The sequence below is a fragment of the Thermodesulfovibrio sp. TK110 genome, from assembly GCF_054658355.1.
The window spans coordinates 429,762-445,498 of sequence record NZ_BAAHNB010000001.1; the positions used below are offsets into that span (position 1 = coordinate 429,762).

Below are 15,737 nucleotides of genomic sequence, written 5' to 3' on the forward strand. Positions count from 1 at the left end.
ATATTACATTATAGCCATTAAATTCAACTATTTTTTAAAAACTGAAAAATTCTTTCTGCAATCATTTGAGCATTATGAAGTTCAGTTATATCAAACCATTTTATATCTTTTTCTTTTTTAAACCATGTAAACTGCCTTTTTGCATACATTTTTGTTCTTTTTTTTATGAGACTAACTGCTTCCTGCAGGCTGTACAAATCAGCAAGACAGCCTGCTATCTCCTTGTAACCTATTGCCTGTAGTGCTGGTAATGGGGAGTCTCCAGTTGCGTTTTTCTTTATTAAGTTTAAAACATTTCTTACTTCTTCAATTAACCCTTTTTCAATCATTTTATCAACTCTTTCCTCAATCATTTTATATAGTTCTTTTCTGTCTCTTGTAAGCCCAATTTTTATAAAATCGTATGGTAGAGGTTTTGTAAATTTTATCTGAAACTCTGTTATATTTTTTTGCTCTTTAAAAAACACTTCCAGTGCTCTAACTGTTCTTCTTAAATCAGCGGGATTAATTTTTTTTGCATAATCTGGATCAATTTCTTTGAGAAGTCCATAAAGTTTGCCCGGTTGAGTTTTTTCTTCTTTCAGGAGTTGTTTTCTTAAATTCCAGTCAGCTTCAGGACCTTCAAAGATTCCCTCTGTCATTGCTCTGAGATAAAGCCCTGTTCCACCAACAATCAATGGAGTTTTATTTCTCTGAAAAATTTCTTCTATAATCTCTTTCACTTTTTCAATATATGCTCCTGTGCTGAAATACTCCCATGGATTAACAATATCAATCATGTGATGAATTACTTCTTTTCTTTGTTCTAATGTAGGCTTTGCTGTACCAATATCCATGTACTTATAGATTTGCATTGAATCAGAGCTTATTATCTCAGCATTTAAGAGCCTGGCAAGCTTGATTGAAGCTTCTGTTTTTCCTACTCCTGTGGGTCCTAAAAGAATTATAATTTTTCCTTTCATTAAATTTATTATACTTTAAAAAGCCATTGATAAATTTTATTAATCTCTTTATAATTAAAAAATGGATTTAGTAGCATTACTTGGTTTAATCATAGGTGTTGGTGCTATTATTGCTGGTAACATTGCCGAAGGTGGCACAACAGCACACCTTGTTCAGGCAGCAGCAGCTATTATTGTATTTGGTGGAACTTTAGGAGCTACTATCTTAAGCTTTCCATTGAAAGATATAATTACAGCCTTTATTAGTTTAAAATTTATATTTTTTAGCAGAAGTGTTAATTTTGATGAAGCCATAGAAACTATTCTTGATCTTCTGGTTATAGCCAGAAAAAGAGGGCTTTTGGCTTTACAGGAAGAACTTGATAGAATTGATGACTCATTTTTAAAAAGAGGAATTACCTATGTAATTGATGGAGTTTCTCCGAATATTATTAAAGAATCACTTCAGCAAGAGATTTATGCTTATGAGGAAATTATAAGAAGAGCTGCCAGGGTTTATGATTCTGCAGGTGGATTTGCTCCTACAATAGGAATTATTGGAGCTATTTTAGGACTCATTCATGTTTTAAAAAATGTTGCGGATCCATCAAAAATTGGTATAGGTATTGCAACAGCTTTTGTGGCAACTATTTATGGAGTTGGTTCTGCAAATCTTATATTTATTCCCATTGCAAAAAGAATAGTTAACAAGCTGGAAGATGAAATTCTTCTTATGGAACTCATGGTTGAAGGTATTCTTGGAATAGAAGCTGGAATGAATCCCTACTTCTTAAGAACAAAACTTGAATCCTTTGTTAGAGAGCGTCAGAAGGAAAGAATATGAGACAGAAAAAGAAAAATAACAATGAAGAGGAGAATATTCATCGCTGGCTTATATCATACTCTGATTTTTTAACTCTTTTATTTACTTTTTTTGTGGCTCTATATGCTCTGTCTACAGTAGATATCACAAAAGCTGAAAAAATGACAACCTCTTTAAGAAAGGTGTTCAAAGTTATTGATGAACCTATCTCCTTTGAAGAAGACCGTAATAAGGCAATTATTGAAGACCTTAGAAAACTTTTAAATGATATTTCTGGAATAAACATAAAATCAGATGCCAGAGGCGTTGTAATAACTTTTCCAGATGCTCTTTTATTCAGCTCAGGTTCTGCCGAACTGAAACCTGAAGCTTATGATGCGCTCACAAGAATTGCTGAAAAATTAAAGGAAATTCCTGGGAAAGTCGCAATAGAAGGACATACTGACAATGTTCCAATAAGCTCTTCTATCTATAAATCAAACTGGGAACTGTCTGCTGCAAGAGCCTCATCGGTGCTACATTTTTTACTTCAAAAAGGACTCAATCCAGATAGATTTATAATTGCAGGTTATGGTGAATACAGACCTGTAGCTTCTAATGATACTGAAGAGGGTAGATCAAAAAACAGAAGGGTTGAACTTATCATACTTAGGTAAGTATAATGGTAAATATGGAAGAAACATATCAGAGAATGAGAGAGTTTTCAAGAGTAGATGCTGTTATACCTCTTGGAGTGAGAGTGATTTGTCCTGAAGAAACAAAGAGGGTAAAGGCAAGAATCTCTGGAGAAGTAAGTTTCACCCATACTCCTTTTGATGAACCATCGGATAAGGCACTTGCTCAATGGATAAAAATTATCAATGCAAAGCTTGATTATCTAATTAATCTATTGAGTTTTAAGGAAGAAGGTTTTTCATCGCTACCACTAACTGGGGTAAACATAAGTGGAGGTGGAATGAGTTTTGACTCTGATGTATCTTATAACAAAGGTGATATCCTTGAATTAAAAATGGTTCTTGAGTCACCTTCACCTGTGGCATTATTTCTTTATGGAGAAGTGGTCAAATGTGAATTGGTAAATAATGCTTACAGAGTGGCTGTAAAATTTATCAATATAGAGGAGGATATCAGGGATCACATTGTAAGATTTGTTTTCCATCGTCAAAGACAGCTACTAAGACAAAAGAGGGAGATCTGATGCTTGTCGTAATCGGTGGATTAGTTGTCCTTGGTAGCATAGTTAGTGGTTATCTTCTTGAAAAAGGGAATCTCTCAGTTCTTTTTCAGCCTGCAGAGGTTCTTATAATATTCGGTGCTGCTATAGGTGCACTTGTAATAGCTTCTCCTATGCATGTTTTAAAGGGAGTTATAAAAGGCACAATCAGCACAATCACAGGTGGCAAGGGTTATTCAAAAAGAGATTACATGGATACACTGCTACTTTTAAGTGAACTTTTTACAAAAATCAGAAAAGAGGGACTTATCTCAATTGAACAGGATGTTGAAGAACCTGAAAACAGTGCTATTCTTTCTAAATATCCTAAATTTATGAAAAATCATCATGCAATGGCACTTCTTACAGATACTCTAAGAACTGTGATGACAACCACAGTTTCTCCATATGAGCTTGAAAGTATTCTTGACAGTGAAATTGAAACATTACATGAAACAGAATCAGCTCCTGTAAGAAATCTTCTTAATATTGCTGATAGCCTTCCAGGTCTTGGAATCGTTGCAGCAGTCTTAGGAGTTGTTTTAACAATGGGTAAAATGAAAGAACCTCCTGAAGTTATAGGACATTCTGTCGGAGCAGCTTTAGTTGGAACATTTATGGGAGTTCTTATGTGTTATGGATTTGTTGGTCCTTTAGCAAGAAGGCTTGAAGCAAGCGTAAATCATGAGAGAGAATACTTACAGGTAATAAAATCCGCATTAGTAGCATTTGTAAGCGGAGCAGCTCCTCAGATTGCTGTTGAGTTTGCCCGTAGAAACATTCCTCCTCATGTAAGACCTACTTTCCATGAATTAGAAGAAGAAATAAGAGCATCAAAGAGTGGCAGATAAATCTAAAACAACAGTAATAGTTAAGAAAATTAAAAAAGGACATGAAGCTCATCATGGCGGAAGCTGGAAGGTAGCCTATGCTGATTTTACAACAGCCATGATGGCTTTTTTTCTACTTTTATGGCTTATCTCAATGCTTGAACCTGCAAAAAGAGCTGCAATTGCCGATTACTTTACCAATTTTAATCTTTTTCAATCAGGTCAGTCCTTTATGCAACAGACCTCAGCAATTCATGAAGAAATAAAGGTAACACAAGCAGAAAATCCTGCAGAAAGATTTAAAGAGCAGATGAAAAAGGCAATTGAGGAAAAACTTAAAGAGCTTAAAGATCATATTATGATAGATACAGTTGAAGGAGGAGTAAGAATACAGATTGTTGACCTTGAAGGTGAGCCAATGTTTCCTCTTTCATCTTCAGAGCCAACTGAAAAGGCTCGGGAAATTTTAAAGGTAGTTGCAGACAATATAAAAGATGAGCCAGCAAAAATTGCAGTGGAAGGGCATACAGATGCTGTTCCTTTCAGAGGAGGTAAAACCACAAACTGGGAGCTTTCCACTGCAAGAGCTTCCTCAGCAAGAAGAGAGCTTGAAAAAAATGGAGTTGCACCTGAAAAAATTGCAAGGGTTGTTGGTTATGCTGATACAATGCCTCTCATAAAGGATGAGCCAAAGGATCCGAGAAATCGTAGAATAAGTATTATTTTGATGTTTGAAAAAGGGCAAACACCTTCGCAAACTAATTATATTCAGGAAAAACAAGGTTAAGGGCATCCCTCATGAGTTCAATTTCAACAGGAGTTTTTCCAAAATAATCACCATCTATTTGAACATGAGCATCTCCAGTGATTTTTAAGGCATCAGTTTTAAAATAATCAGTATTCATCATCTTAATGTGCTTACCAATAATTACTCCCAAGATTTGAAGGCTTAGCTCAAATTTAGAAGGAGTTTTTGAAAGGAAAACATAAAAATAGGGCTTTTTTAAGCTTGCATCCGGTGCAATCCTGAAAGAACCTCCATAACATGAAGCTTTACATACAACAGCACTGTATGCTTCTTTGGTTTCTGAATTAAAAATTTTGAGTTCATGTGGTGCATAATTAATCAGAGTTTTTATTCCACTTAAAATATAGGCTATTTTCTTAAAATGTTTCTTTTTTTCTGAGTCTACTGCAAATACTGCCATTCCATCAAAACCAATACCTGCCATAAGAATGAAAAATCTCTGTTTTTCCTGATTTTTTATTTTTCCAAGATGAATCCTTTGAACATTTCCTTTAAGAGCTATGTCAATTGCCTTTTCAATATTATCTGGAATTTTTAACTCCTTTGCAAGAACAGAGGTTGTTCCCATTGGAAGAATTGCCATCGGAGTTTCAGAAAAAGCAACTCCATTTACCACTTCATTATATGTTCCATCTCCACCTGCAGCAATAATAAGTATTTCCCTGTTTTTCATCTGTTGAGCAAACCATTGAGCATCACCCTTCTTTTCAGTAAGTAAGGTTTTAACTGAAATTCCTTTATTTCTCAATATGTTTTCTGCCTTTTTAATTTTTTTTACTGCTCCTCCGCCTGCTATGGGATTCCCTATTAAAATCACCTTTTTGTATTTCATATGACAATTACAGGAGTTTTTTCAAGAAAATTTATTAATTTCTCAATATTTAAAGGAAGTTTAACAAAGAAGGCTCTTCCACCAATAGTTTCGCCATGTTTTTTTATGTTTGTTATTCTTAAATATCCAAAATCCTTTGATGCAATGTATCCTGTGGTATAATCTATATTATCAGACACACAAATTTCAGCAACCACTTCAGGACAGAATGCTACTTTTGATGCCACTGTTACTGCTTCAATAACTCTTTGAGGCTCAGATGTAAAATTCTTAATTTTTCTTAAAACCTGAATTCTTCTTTTTTTATCCATATGAATTCTTGACACTCTTACCCCTCTTTCTCTGTCAGGTTCAATCCTGTCTCCTGTTAAATAATCAATTAATGAAGCTCCTCTCATTCTCGGTCCCTTTATTACATTCCAGCCAGTAGTGATTGCTTTTTCTGAGATTCCAAGTTTGGTTAAATATTCCTTAATAATTTCCTGAGCTTTTTCAGGAGTCTCACAGAATATAGTTTTTATTGGAAGAGCTTTAATAAACTGAATTTGCTCTTTTATTTTTTCCAGTGTGAAAAAAATTTTATCAGGAAAACCATTTGGATGTTCAATAGCTCTTTTAAAAAATTTTTTAAGAAATTTTTCCATTTCATCAAATTTGTAAATCCCTTCTGCTCCAGAGATATGAATTTCTCTATCAAACTCAACCTTGCAAGCCCTCATTCTAAGGGACCACATAGTCAACCTCAAGACCGTGATTTTCTATGAATTTTAAATCATCAACATAGCTTCTTCCATGAGTTGTTAAATAATCACCAGTCATTAAAGCATTTGCTCCAGAAATAAAAATCCATGATGCAAACTCACCAAGCAATGGTCTACCTCCACAAATTCTTATGTCTTTGTCTGGCAAGATCAATCTAAACATGGCAATAATCTTTAATGCCTCTATAGGAGACAAAACAGGCTGGCTCTCAAGAGGGGTTCCTTTTATGGGAGTAAGAAAATTAACAGGAATAGAATCTACATTAAATTCTTTTAAAAAATAAGCCATCTCAACTCTATCTTTCCATAACTCTCCCATTCCAAAAACTCCACCTGAACATACAGAAACTCCGGCTTTTTTTGCTGCCTCAAGTGTGCGGACTTTATCTGAGAAACTATGGGTTGTGCATATCTTAGGGAAAAATTCTTCTGAAGTTTCAATGTTACAGTGAAGCCTCTGAAGTCCATAATCTTTTAAATAGGAAACTTCATCATAATTTAGAAGTCCTAAGGAAGCGCAGGTATTTATTCCATTTTTTGCAATTGTTTCAATAGCCTCAGCAATTTTTTTCATTTCTTGCTTTGATGGTTTTATTCCACTTATTACAATTGAGAATCTTTTAACTTTATAGTTTTTTGCTTCTAAGGCTTTTTTTAGAATTTCATACTTATCCATTAAAGGATAAATGGGAGCATGTGTCCTCCATCTTAAAGATTGGGCGCAGAAGGAGCAGTTTTCAGGACAGGCTCCGCTTTTTGCATTCACTATTGCACATAGCTCTATTTTGTTTTCTTTGTGTTTTTTTCGTTCTGAGTTTGCCATAAAAATTAATTCATAAAAATCTGTTTTTTCTAAAAAATTCAATGTTGCTTCTTTTGAGTTAAACTGGATTGTCATTTTTTTATCACTCTCATATACCTTATATCTCTCATAACAATTTTACGACTTTTTACAGCAATAACTGCTAAAAATAAGAGAAACAAAATAATAAATAGCCTGGCTACAAGCTTTGATGTTTTCTCAGTGAAAAATATATTATTGAAATCTTTAATTACCCAGAAATAAAGTATGGCAAAAATAAAAATCGGAGAGACAACACCTACAATATATACAAATAATTTTGGCAACCTTAGTGTGGTATTCTGGGTTAACTCTTTATAGAAGTTATTGATTCCAAAAATCCATATAAAGACAACTATTTCAACTAAGCCAAAGAAAAGAAGCATAAAACATCCTGCCCAGAAATCAAGCTCATCTATAAAATCAGGCATAAAAGCTGAAAAATGAGCTCCAACTGTTACTAAAATCATTGATACTGTGACTGCTTTTGTATGTTGCCACTTCATTTCATCCTCAAAAAGAGCTATTAATGGTTGGATTAATGCTAAGGAGGATGTAAGAGCTGCGAGGAAAAGCAACAAAAACCAAATAAATGAAATAAGCCATCCATATGGAAAACTCATAAACACAGCAGGCATTGTCATAAAACCAAGCCTGAATGTTCCTTCCTTTGCAAGCTCAGGAATAGCAACAGCGGAAAACATTGCAAAAGCAGCTGGAATTGCAATTGATGCACCTATCACAACTTCTACAAATTCATTAATTGAGGCAGTCCAAATGCCTGCTTTTACAACATCTTCTTTAGCTTTTGCATAACTTGCATATACTGCAATTGCTCCCATTCCCAAAGAAAGTGTAAAAAATATCTGTCCAGAGGCTTCAATCCAGACAGTGGGATCTTTAATCCCTGAAAAATTTAGATTATATATGAATTTCAATCCTTCAACCCCCTTCCAATCATTTGCTGAAATGCATATTAATCCAAGAAAAACTCCAAAGACAATTATTGCTGGCATCCCTAATTTTGCTGTAATTTCTATTCCCTTTCTTACTCCTTTTTGAAGAATAAACCAGTTAATTGCAATGGTTAAAACAAGGAAAAAATAAGCCATAGTTGAAGGTTTTGTATATTCTTTAAAAAAACCTACATAGGGTTTGACTGCTTCATGAGCATCAGAACTGATTACAGGAATTGGCATCTGACCAAAAAGAGAAAGAAAGGCAAAACCTAAGGTCCAGGACTCAATGTATATGTAATACATGCAGATAAGTAAAGGTATGGCGACTCCTATTGAGCCAAGGACTCTTGCCCAGCTTGCATGATTGAAAAAAAGACCTAAAATTCCAGTCATTGAGCCATGACCATATCTGCCTGCATATCTTCCTATGATCCATTCAATGATCATTAACGGAAATCCCATGAGTAGCAAAGCAATGAAATAGGGAACCATAAAGGCTCCACCACCATATAAAGCAGCCTTTGAAGGAAACCTGAGAATGTTTCCAAGTCCAACAGCATTGCCTGCTGCAGCAAGAATTAAACCCAATCTTGAACCCCAAGATACTCTTTCCTGCATAGAAAATATATTATAATAAAAAATGAAGTTTGAGCCAAGATGGATAGCCTGGGAAATAACCCGTAGATGCAATCTTCACTGTATTCACTGTCGTTCTTCTTCAGAAGAAGTAGTCAAGGAACATCCTGATCCCTCAAAGGAAGAATGTTTTAGAATCATAGATGATATATCTTCCTATGCTCAACCTGTTATAGTTCTCACTGGAGGAGAGCCTCTTTTAAGAGAGGATATATTTGATATTGCAGAATACGGGCGTAGTAAAAATTTAAGAATATGCATGGCTACAAATGGGACACTGGTTAATGATGAAATCTGTAAAAAAATTAAAAAGGTTGATATAAAGATGGTTTCTCTTAGCCTTGATGGTCCTGATGAGAAAACGCATGATGAGTTTCGTCAGCAAAAAGGCGCATTTAAAGCAACAATAAATGCTGCACAGCTTTTTAAGAAATATGAAATCCCCTTTTTAATAAATTCTTCATTCACAAAAAGAAATCAAAATTTTATTGAAGATACCTATCATCTTGCAAAACAGCTTGGAGCAACTGCCTGGTATATGTTTATGATTGTTCCAACAGGAAGAGCTGAGGATTTGCTTAACGAGCTTATAAATAAAGAGGATTATGAAAAGATACTTCATTGGCACTATGAGATGGAAAAAAATGAAAAGGATATGCTTGTAAGACCAACCTGTGCTCCACAGTATTACAGAATAATTTTAGAGAGATCAAAAAAGGAAGGTGAAAAGTTTGAAAGAAGAACTCTAAAGTTTTCAACTGGAGGAGCCAAAGGATGCGTGGCAGCTCAGCTTATATGTCTTATAAATGTTGATGAAGATGTAATGCCATGTAGTTATTTCCCTCTTTCAGGTGGTAATTTAAAAAAGCAGAGTTTTCGGGAAATATGGGAGAATTCAAAACTCTTTAAAGATTTGAGAGATTTTGGAGCTTATAAAGGTCGCTGTGGAGTCTGTGAATATTTAAATGTATGCGGAGGATGTAGAGCTCGTGCCTATTGTTTAAAAGAAGACTATATGGATGAAGATCCTCAATGTGATTACATCCCAAGGAGATATATATGAGAGATGCTTTTCTAAAAGCCTGTAAAGGTATTAGACCTCCTTATACTCCTGTATGGTTTATGAGACAGGCAGGCAGATATATGCCAGAGTATCAAAAAATAAGGCAGAAATACGATTTTCTTATAATGTGTAAAACTCCTGAAATAGCTGCAGAAGTGACATTGCAACCTGTAAAAATTTTAAATGTTGATGCAGCAATTTTGTTTTCTGATATTTTGATTCCCCTTGAAGCAATGGGTTTAAAAATAGAGTTTGTCAATGATCAAGGACCAAAGGTTTTGCCTCCTTTAAGAACAGGGGCTGACTTAAAAAATTTGATGCCCATAGAATTATCAGCTATAGATTTTGTTTTTAAGACAATTAAAATCTTATTAAAAGAACTTGATGTTCCACTCATAGGCTTTTCTGCTTCACCATTTACTCTTGCAACATATTTAGTTGAGGGTGGTTCTTCAAAGGATTTTGTTAATACAAAAAGATTTATTTTCTCTGAGCCAGAAAGTTTTCATAATCTCATGGAAATTCTTACTGAGGCAACCACACAGTATCTTATTGAACAGATAAAAGCAGGAGTTCATGCAGTGCAGATTTTTGATACATGGGCTGGAATTCTTTCTCCCTATGATTATGCAGTATTCTGCAAACCCTACTTGAAAAAAATTATAGAAAAACTTTCTGCAACTATTCCTGTAATCTATTACTGCTCAAATACTTCAGGTCTTTTAAATAGTATTAAAGATTTAGAAGTGGATGTTTTTAGTTTTGACTGGAGAGTTGATATTAAAGAAGCATGCTTGAATCTTGATTATAAACCCTTTCAGGGAAATCTTGACCCTATGGTGCTACTTGGTAGAGAAGATGAAATCTTAAAAAGAGTAAGAACCATATTAATTGATGGCAGATATGCAAAATCTCATATTTTCAATCTTGGTCATGGCGTTCATATCAATACTAAAGTGGATATATTAAAAAAAGTTGTTGATTTTATTCATGAATTTCATTTTGAGGAGGTTTAAAAATGCTTAAAATTGGAGTTTTAGCTTCAGGAAGAGGCTCTAATTTTCAGGCAATAATTGATGAGATTGAAGCAGGAAGCCTTCCTGCAAAAATAGAGATTCTTATAGTTGATAATCCAGAGGCTTATGCAATTGAAAGAGCTAAAAAACACGGGATACCTTTTCTTTATATTAATCCAAAGGAGTTTCCTACAAAGGAAGCATTTTATGAAAAAATAAGGGATGAGCTTTTAGCAAAAGGTGTGGAATTGGTGGTTCTGGCTGGATTTATGAGAATTGTTAAAAAGCCTTTGCTTGATGCTTTCCCAATGAGGATTATGAATATTCATCCTGCCCTTCTTCCTTCTTTTCCCGGGCTTCATGGACAGAAACAGGCAGTTGATTATGGAGTTAGAATAAGTGGATGTACAGTTCATTTTGTTGATGAGGGAGTTGATTCAGGTCCTATAATTATTCAGGCAGCTGTGCCAGTTCATCCTGAGGATACAGAAGAAAGCCTTTCTGAGAGAATTCTAAAACTTGAGCATAAAATTTATCCTGAGGCAATAAGACTTTTTGCTGAAGGAAGACTTAAGGTTGAAGGAAGAAAAGTAAAAATTTTAAACTACAGCCTTCCTGAAAACTATTTTACAAATCCTGAGTTAGGAAAATAAAATGAGTAAATTCAGGCCGCAAAATACAGTAAGACCAACTCCTGCCGTGGTGAGAAAGGCTATTTTTGATATTTTAAAAAATGTGGAGGATAAAACATTTGTTGACCTGTATGCGGGTAAAGGCTTAGTTGGAATAGAGGCATTAAAAAGAGGTGCTCGTGAAGTAATATTTGTAGAAAAAGATCCTGTTTTATGCATTTTTATAAAAAACAATCTCCAGAAAAAGAAACTTTCTGATAGGGTAAAGGTTTATAATCTGGATGCAGTGCATTTTCTTGAACAGAGCCACGAAGCATATGACATAATTTTTGCTGATCCTCCCTATGAATCAGGCGAACTGGAAAGATTGTTCAAACTATTTGAAAGAAAACTTCTTATTAAAGAAGATGGATTATTGATTCTGCAGCACTATAAAAATGAATCATTAAGGGAAAAACTTAAAGCTCTCAAAATACACAAATGCTACAAGTATGGTGATACTCTTTTAACTGTTTACAGGAGGCAAGAGTGAAAAAAATAGGGATTTATCCAGGAACATTTGACCCTATAACAAATGGACATCTTGATGTAATTAAGCGGGCTCTTAAAATCTTTGATGAACTCATCGTTGCTGTTGCAGTTTCAAGTTATAAAAAAAATCCTGTTTTTACTGTGGAAGAAAGAGTTTATTTTATAAGAGAAACAACAAAGGAGTTTAAAAATTTAAAAGTTGAATCCTTTGATGGTCTTCTTGTTGAGTTTTTGAAAGAAAAAGGAGCTGTAGCTATTGTAAGAGGTTTAAGAGCAGTTTCAGACTATGAGTTTGAACTTCAACTTGCTCATGCGAATCGCAGACTTTTTAAAGAGGCTGAAACAGTATTTTTAATGCCTTCTGAAGAATATTCTTTTCTTTCTTCCAGTATTGTTAAAGAAATTGCATATTTTGGAGGCTCTGTAAAAAACCTTGTACCTCCTGTTGTGGAAAAAGCTTTAAAGAAAAAATTTAAAGGAAGAGTTTAAGAGGAATCCTTGTTTCTTTTTATTTGACTTTTTGAGGTGAAATGTATTATTTTTAAATAATCTTCGCTATTTTAAACGGGCAGGTAGCTCAGTCGGTAGAGCAGGGGCCTGAAAAGCCCCGTGTCGGCGGTTCGATTCCGTCCCTGCCCATTTTTAAATCTGTTGATTGACAAAAATCAATTGAAAAGTTTAAATTATTAAAGCTGTGTACGGGCCGCTAGCTCAGCAGGCAGAGCACCGCCCTTTTAAGGCGGGTGTCGTTGGTTCGAATCCAACGCGGCTCATTGTATGTCCCCATCGTCTAGCCAGGCCTAGGACATCGCCCTTTCAAGGCGGTAACAGGGGTTCAAATCCCCTTGGGGACGTTAAAAAAGCCGCAGAGAAAATCTGCGGCTTTTTTATTTTACTGGAACAAATCCTGATTTTTTAGATTTGCATACTGGACAGCGATAATCTTCTGGAATTTCTTCAAATGGTGTTTCAGGTTTGACTTTATTTTTTTCACATCCCTTTAAAGGTTCGTATATATATCCACAGTGAGAGCATCTGAAAGGAACAAGAGAGGCTTTATTTTTTTTATCCATTTAATTTCCCTCCTATGATACTTTCTGCATTGTTCCTTTTTGTCCACATTTTGGACATTTCTGAGGTTTACATTTTCCTTCTTTTGTAGTCCCACAATTGCTGCATTTAAAAATTGCCATTTTTTTCACCTCCCTGCAAGTTTTATTTTATTTTAAATAAAAATATTTATAAAGTCAATCAACTCGGTTTTTAAGCAATATGAGTTATAATAATGTATTAAATTTTTTATGGAGGATAATTAATGCATATAGCTATAATTGGTACAGGATATGTGGGACTTGTAACTGGCGCATGTTTTGCTGAATTTGGTGTTTTTGTAACATGCGTTGATAAAGATCAGGAAAAAATTGAAAACCTAAAAAAAGGTATAATTCCCTTTTATGAACCAGGACTTGAGGATATTGTAAAAAGAAATTTAAAAGACTACAGGTTAAAATTTACTACCAGAATTGATGAAGCAGTTAAAGAATCTCTTGTAATATTTATTGCTGTAGGAACACCACCACGGGGAGATGGTTCTGCAAATCTTGATTATGTTGAAGAAGTTGCAAGAGATATTGCAAAAAATATGAATAGTTACAAAGTTATTGTTACAAAAAGTACAGTTCCTGTTGGAACAGGATTCAAAATAAAAGAAATTATCAAAAAAAATCTTAAAAGAAGCATTGAATTTGATATTGTGTCAAATCCAGAATTTTTGAGAGAAGGCTCTGCTGTTGAGGATTTTATGCGTCCTAACAGGGTTGTAATAGGCGCAGAAAGTGACCAAGCAATTGCCATAATGAAAGACCTTTATAGACCTTTATATCTAATAGAAACTCCTTTTGTAATTACAGATATAGCAACAGCTGAATTAATTAAATATGCTACCAACAGTTTTCTTGCAACAAAAATCTCATTTATTAACGAAATATCAGCACTTTGCGAAGCAGTTGGTGCAAATGTCAATACAGTAGCAAAGGCTATGGGACTTGATGGAAGAATTGGGCCTAAATTTCTTCATGCAGGCATAGGTTTTGGTGGTTCATGCTTACCAAAGGATACAATGGCACTTTTAAAAATAGGTGAAGAAAAAGGTGTAGAGCTTCGCATTGTTAAAGCTGCAATTGAGGCAAATCAAAATCAGAGGGAAAGATTAACTTTAAAAATAATAAAAGCATTTAATGACAAAATTGAGGGAAAAATTATTGGTATACTTGGTTTATCATTTAAGCCCAATACTGATGATATAAGAGAGGCTCCAGCTTTGTATATAATTCAGACTTTGCTAAATAGAAAAGCAACAATTAAAGTTTATGATCCTCAGGCTATGGAAAATACAAAGAAAATTTTTCCAAACATAATTTACTGCTCAGATGCTTACTCTGTAGCAAAAGATGCTGATGCTGTGGTAGTTGTTACTGAATGGAATCAATTCAGAAATCTTGACCTTGAAAAAATTAAAACTCTTATGAAGGGTAGTTTATTTTTTGACTTCAGAAACATTTATGATCCAGTGAAAGTAAGACAATTAGGATTTAGTTATTTCAGTGTAGGAAGACCATAAAATTTTTTTTCAAGAATAGCCTGAAAACATGGATGATTTCTTATAAGGTCGTATGTTTTAGATGTTTTAAGATATTTCCAATTGTTATATCCTTTTTCAATTGCCTTTATAAGCCATTTACAAGCTTCTTCTGGCATTCCTTTCATGGCAAAAAGCTCTGCCATACTGTTTAATGCATATATATTGTTAGGATTCAGTTCAATTGATTTTTTAATGTCTCTTTCAGCTTCTTCTAATTTGCCCATTAATAAATAAGTAAATCCTCTATTGTTGTAAGGCATTCCATTGTTTGGTTTTAATTCAATAGCTTTATTATAATCAGCAATTGCAAGCTCATATAAGCCTAAAACTGAATAAACTATTCCGCGATTATTGTAAGCAAGAAAATAATCGGGTTTAAGCTCAATAGCCTTTGTATAATCTGATATTGCAAGATGATAGAGCTTTTTTCTGTAATAGGCATTCCCTCTCTCTTTATAAGCCTGATAATTATGAGGCTCTTTTTCTATAATTTTTGTATATTTTGCAATCGCAATATCATGCTTTTTTCTTTTTATAAATTTTAAGTTTTTATTTACCTGTGGCATATATAATTTTATTTTGTTTTGCCTTTTTATTTCAATAACTATATTAACCAATCCATACAGTTTTATTAAAATCAAACATTCCTTCAACAAAATGATTGGTTGTTCCTCGGAATCCAACTTTTAAACTATCTTCAAGATTGTAATACTTAAGACATGTTCCACAGGTAAATATCTCTGTTCCCATTTCTTCAATTTTTTTAAGAAGTGGGATAAACTCTTCATCTGTGGTAGAAAGTTTCACTGCAGTATTCATTAAAAAGAGCATCTGTGGGAGTTGCCGGGTGGCTATCATTGTTTCAAAATAGGCTTTCATAAGAATTCTCCCTAATTTCTCATCCTTACCCATTACATCTGATGAGATAATAATCAGTAAATCCTTTTTTGTCTGTTTTTGTAATGGTGAAGAAATCTGACAGGTATAACCTTTAACTATCTTTACTTTCCAGTAATTTTCCTCCTTTTCAACTTCATAGTAATAACCGAATCTCGTAGCATATCTTTTTAAATTTTCCATAGAGCCTTCATTGTCAACAATTACAGTTACAACCCCTTCTTCTATTTTTGACAAAGCTTCTTCAGCAAGAATAATGGGCTTTGGACATCCTAAACCTCTTGCATCTATTTGCATATCTCCCCCCCAATTT

At 34.1% G+C, this 15,737-nt stretch carries 20 protein-coding genes and 3 tRNA genes; 14 read left to right on the forward strand and 9 right to left on the reverse strand.

Annotated elements, in window-relative coordinates:
* Nucleotides 1–23 precede the first annotated feature (23 nt).
* Nucleotides 24–962, reverse strand: a complete 939-nt coding sequence (miaA, locus tag ACYQ3X_RS02325; RefSeq protein WP_460180230.1) for a tRNA (adenosine(37)-N6)-dimethylallyltransferase MiaA — start codon at nt 960–962, stop codon at nt 24–26.
* A gap of 61 nt (nt 963–1,023) precedes the next feature.
* Between miaA and ACYQ3X_RS02330 the strand changes: the two genes are divergently transcribed.
* The 5 genes from ACYQ3X_RS02330 to ACYQ3X_RS02350 are packed head-to-tail and all read left to right on the forward strand — an operon-like array spanning nt 1,024 to nt 4,594.
* The gene (locus ACYQ3X_RS02330; protein ID WP_460180231.1) at nt 1,024–1,785 is read left to right on the forward strand and encodes a flagellar motor protein; all 762 of its coding nucleotides are present in this window, start codon (nt 1,024–1,026) and stop codon (nt 1,783–1,785) included.
* Nucleotides 1,782–2,420: an OmpA/MotB family protein gene (locus ACYQ3X_RS02335; protein ID WP_460180232.1), complete on the forward strand. Its 639-nt coding sequence runs from the start codon at nt 1,782–1,784 to the stop codon at nt 2,418–2,420. The genes ACYQ3X_RS02330 and ACYQ3X_RS02335 overlap by 4 nt, the downstream gene beginning before the upstream one ends.
* Nucleotides 2,421–2,425: 5 nt before the next feature.
* On the forward strand, nt 2,426–2,962 hold the full coding sequence (locus ACYQ3X_RS02340) for a PilZ domain-containing protein (RefSeq protein WP_460180233.1): 537 nt from the start codon (nt 2,426–2,428) through the stop codon (nt 2,960–2,962).
* Nucleotides 2,962–3,828 (forward strand): flagellar motor stator protein MotA, encoded by an 867-nt coding sequence (gene motA, locus ACYQ3X_RS02345; RefSeq protein ID WP_460180234.1) that lies wholly within the window; start codon nt 2,962–2,964, stop codon nt 3,826–3,828. Before ACYQ3X_RS02340 ends, motA begins: the two co-directional genes overlap by 1 nt.
* Nucleotides 3,818–4,594, forward strand: a complete 777-nt coding sequence (locus tag ACYQ3X_RS02350; RefSeq protein WP_460180235.1) for a flagellar motor protein MotB — start codon at nt 3,818–3,820, stop codon at nt 4,592–4,594. Before motA ends, ACYQ3X_RS02350 begins: the two co-directional genes overlap by 11 nt.
* On the opposite strand, the gene ACYQ3X_RS02355 is transcribed toward ACYQ3X_RS02350, so the two are convergent.
* The 4 genes from ACYQ3X_RS02355 to ACYQ3X_RS02370 are packed head-to-tail and all read right to left on the reverse strand — an operon-like array spanning nt 4,566 to nt 8,626.
* Nucleotides 4,566–5,447, reverse strand: coding sequence for a diacylglycerol/lipid kinase family protein (locus ACYQ3X_RS02355; protein ID WP_460180236.1), 882 nt, complete (start codon nt 5,445–5,447; stop codon nt 4,566–4,568). The two genes, ACYQ3X_RS02350 and ACYQ3X_RS02355, sit on opposite strands and share 29 nt — an antisense overlap.
* Nucleotides 5,444–6,181 carry a 6-carboxyhexanoate--CoA ligase gene (locus ACYQ3X_RS02360; RefSeq protein WP_460180237.1) on the reverse strand — a complete coding sequence of 246 codons (738 nt, stop codon included), beginning with the start codon at nt 6,179–6,181 and terminating at the stop codon, nt 5,444–5,446. Before ACYQ3X_RS02360 ends, ACYQ3X_RS02355 begins: the two co-directional genes overlap by 4 nt.
* Nucleotides 6,168–7,106 (reverse strand): biotin synthase BioB, encoded by a 939-nt coding sequence (gene bioB, locus ACYQ3X_RS02365; protein ID WP_460180238.1) that lies wholly within the window; start codon nt 7,104–7,106, stop codon nt 6,168–6,170. Before bioB ends, ACYQ3X_RS02360 begins: the two co-directional genes overlap by 14 nt.
* Complete coding sequence (locus tag ACYQ3X_RS02370) at nt 7,103–8,626, reverse strand: sodium-dependent transporter (RefSeq protein WP_460180239.1); 1,524 nt, start codon at nt 8,624–8,626, stop codon at nt 7,103–7,105. Before ACYQ3X_RS02370 ends, bioB begins: the two co-directional genes overlap by 4 nt.
* A 22-nt stretch (nt 8,627–8,648) precedes the next feature.
* Between ACYQ3X_RS02370 and ACYQ3X_RS02375 the strand changes: the two genes are divergently transcribed.
* The 8 genes from ACYQ3X_RS02375 (at nt 8,649) to ACYQ3X_RS02410 (ending at nt 12,740) form a co-directional block, all read left to right on the forward strand.
* A complete protein-coding gene (locus ACYQ3X_RS02375; RefSeq protein WP_460180240.1) occupies nt 8,649–9,707 on the forward strand; it encodes a radical SAM protein in 1,059 nt (352 codons plus the stop codon).
* Nucleotides 9,704–10,723 carry a uroporphyrinogen decarboxylase gene (gene hemE, locus ACYQ3X_RS02380; RefSeq protein WP_460180241.1) on the forward strand — a complete coding sequence of 340 codons (1,020 nt, stop codon included), beginning with the start codon at nt 9,704–9,706 and terminating at the stop codon, nt 10,721–10,723. Before ACYQ3X_RS02375 ends, hemE begins: the two co-directional genes overlap by 4 nt.
* Before the next feature lie 2 nt (nt 10,724–10,725).
* Nucleotides 10,726–11,376: a phosphoribosylglycinamide formyltransferase gene (gene purN, locus ACYQ3X_RS02385; protein ID WP_460180242.1), complete on the forward strand. Its 651-nt coding sequence runs from the start codon at nt 10,726–10,728 to the stop codon at nt 11,374–11,376.
* Between the two features lies 1 nt (nt 11,377).
* Complete coding sequence (gene rsmD / locus ACYQ3X_RS02390; protein ID WP_460180243.1) at nt 11,378–11,887, forward strand: 16S rRNA (guanine(966)-N(2))-methyltransferase RsmD; 510 nt, start codon at nt 11,378–11,380, stop codon at nt 11,885–11,887.
* A complete protein-coding gene (coaD, locus tag ACYQ3X_RS02395) occupies nt 11,884–12,375 on the forward strand; it encodes a pantetheine-phosphate adenylyltransferase (RefSeq protein ID WP_460180244.1) in 492 nt (163 codons plus the stop codon). The genes rsmD and coaD overlap by 4 nt, the downstream gene beginning before the upstream one ends.
* Before the next feature lie 77 nt (nt 12,376–12,452).
* Nucleotides 12,453–12,525 (forward strand) — tRNA-Phe (locus ACYQ3X_RS02400).
* Nucleotides 12,526–12,586: 61 nt separating this feature from the next.
* Nucleotides 12,587–12,659, forward strand: a tRNA-Lys gene (locus ACYQ3X_RS02405).
* A 6-nt stretch (nt 12,660–12,665) separates the two neighbouring features.
* Nucleotides 12,666–12,740: transfer RNA gene (locus ACYQ3X_RS02410), tRNA-Glu, on the forward strand.
* 33 nt (nt 12,741–12,773) lie between these two features.
* On the opposite strand, the gene ACYQ3X_RS02415 is transcribed toward ACYQ3X_RS02410, so the two are convergent.
* Together ACYQ3X_RS02415 and ACYQ3X_RS02420 are read right to left on the reverse strand one after the other, a co-directional pair.
* Entirely contained in the window at nt 12,774–12,959 is a 186-nt protein-coding gene (locus ACYQ3X_RS02415) for a rubredoxin (protein ID WP_460180245.1), read from the reverse strand.
* Nucleotides 12,960–12,971: 12 nt separating this feature from the next.
* Complete coding sequence (locus tag ACYQ3X_RS02420) at nt 12,972–13,079, reverse strand: RCKP-type rubredoxin-like domain-containing protein (RefSeq protein ID WP_460180246.1); 108 nt, start codon at nt 13,077–13,079, stop codon at nt 12,972–12,974.
* Between the two features lie 122 nt (nt 13,080–13,201).
* Between ACYQ3X_RS02420 and ACYQ3X_RS02425 the strand changes: the two genes are divergently transcribed.
* Nucleotides 13,202–14,506 carry a UDP-glucose dehydrogenase family protein gene (locus ACYQ3X_RS02425; RefSeq protein WP_460180247.1) on the forward strand — a complete coding sequence of 435 codons (1,305 nt, stop codon included), beginning with the start codon at nt 13,202–13,204 and terminating at the stop codon, nt 14,504–14,506.
* Here ACYQ3X_RS02425 and ACYQ3X_RS02430 read toward each other — a convergent pair.
* Both ACYQ3X_RS02430 and yedF read right to left on the reverse strand, forming a co-directional pair.
* Nucleotides 14,482–15,168, reverse strand: coding sequence for a tetratricopeptide repeat protein (locus tag ACYQ3X_RS02430; protein WP_460180248.1), 687 nt, complete (start codon nt 15,166–15,168; stop codon nt 14,482–14,484). The two genes, ACYQ3X_RS02425 and ACYQ3X_RS02430, sit on opposite strands and share 25 nt — an antisense overlap.
* Nucleotides 15,137–15,721 (reverse strand): sulfurtransferase-like selenium metabolism protein YedF, encoded by a 585-nt coding sequence (yedF, locus tag ACYQ3X_RS02435; protein WP_460180249.1) that lies wholly within the window; start codon nt 15,719–15,721, stop codon nt 15,137–15,139. Before yedF ends, ACYQ3X_RS02430 begins: the two co-directional genes overlap by 32 nt.
* Between the last annotated feature and the right edge of the window lie 16 nt (nt 15,722–15,737).

Coding starts and splice junctions, on each gene's coding strand:
- ACYQ3X_RS02375 (WP_460180240.1), top strand. CDS start 8,649: ATGAAGTTTGAGCCAAGATGGATAGCCTGGGAAATAACCCGTAGATGC.
- ACYQ3X_RS02415 (WP_460180245.1), bottom strand. CDS start 12,959: ATGGATAAAAAAAATAAAGCCTCTCTTGTTCCTTTCAGATGCTCTCAC.
- ACYQ3X_RS02340 (WP_460180233.1), top strand. CDS start 2,426: ATGGTAAATATGGAAGAAACATATCAGAGAATGAGAGAGTTTTCAAGA.
- ACYQ3X_RS02330 (WP_460180231.1), top strand. CDS start 1,024: ATGGATTTAGTAGCATTACTTGGTTTAATCATAGGTGTTGGTGCTATT.
- ACYQ3X_RS02425 (WP_460180247.1), top strand. CDS start 13,202: ATGCATATAGCTATAATTGGTACAGGATATGTGGGACTTGTAACTGGC.
- bioB (WP_460180238.1), bottom strand. CDS start 7,106: ATGACAATCCAGTTTAACTCAAAAGAAGCAACATTGAATTTTTTAGAA.
- ACYQ3X_RS02370 (WP_460180239.1), bottom strand. CDS start 8,626: ATGCAGGAAAGAGTATCTTGGGGTTCAAGATTGGGTTTAATTCTTGCT.
- purN (WP_460180242.1), top strand. CDS start 10,726: ATGCTTAAAATTGGAGTTTTAGCTTCAGGAAGAGGCTCTAATTTTCAG.
- yedF (WP_460180249.1), bottom strand. CDS start 15,721: ATGCAAATAGATGCAAGAGGTTTAGGATGTCCAAAGCCCATTATTCTT.
- ACYQ3X_RS02335 (WP_460180232.1), top strand. CDS start 1,782: ATGAGACAGAAAAAGAAAAATAACAATGAAGAGGAGAATATTCATCGC.
- rsmD (WP_460180243.1), top strand. CDS start 11,378: ATGAGTAAATTCAGGCCGCAAAATACAGTAAGACCAACTCCTGCCGTG.
- miaA (WP_460180230.1), bottom strand. CDS start 962: ATGAAAGGAAAAATTATAATTCTTTTAGGACCCACAGGAGTAGGAAAA.
- ACYQ3X_RS02355 (WP_460180236.1), bottom strand. CDS start 5,447: ATGAAATACAAAAAGGTGATTTTAATAGGGAATCCCATAGCAGGCGGA.
- hemE (WP_460180241.1), top strand. CDS start 9,704: ATGAGAGATGCTTTTCTAAAAGCCTGTAAAGGTATTAGACCTCCTTAT.
- motA (WP_460180234.1), top strand. CDS start 2,962: ATGCTTGTCGTAATCGGTGGATTAGTTGTCCTTGGTAGCATAGTTAGT.
- ACYQ3X_RS02420 (WP_460180246.1), bottom strand. CDS start 13,079: ATGGCAATTTTTAAATGCAGCAATTGTGGGACTACAAAAGAAGGAAAA.
- ACYQ3X_RS02360 (WP_460180237.1), bottom strand. CDS start 6,181: ATGTGGTCCCTTAGAATGAGGGCTTGCAAGGTTGAGTTTGATAGAGAA.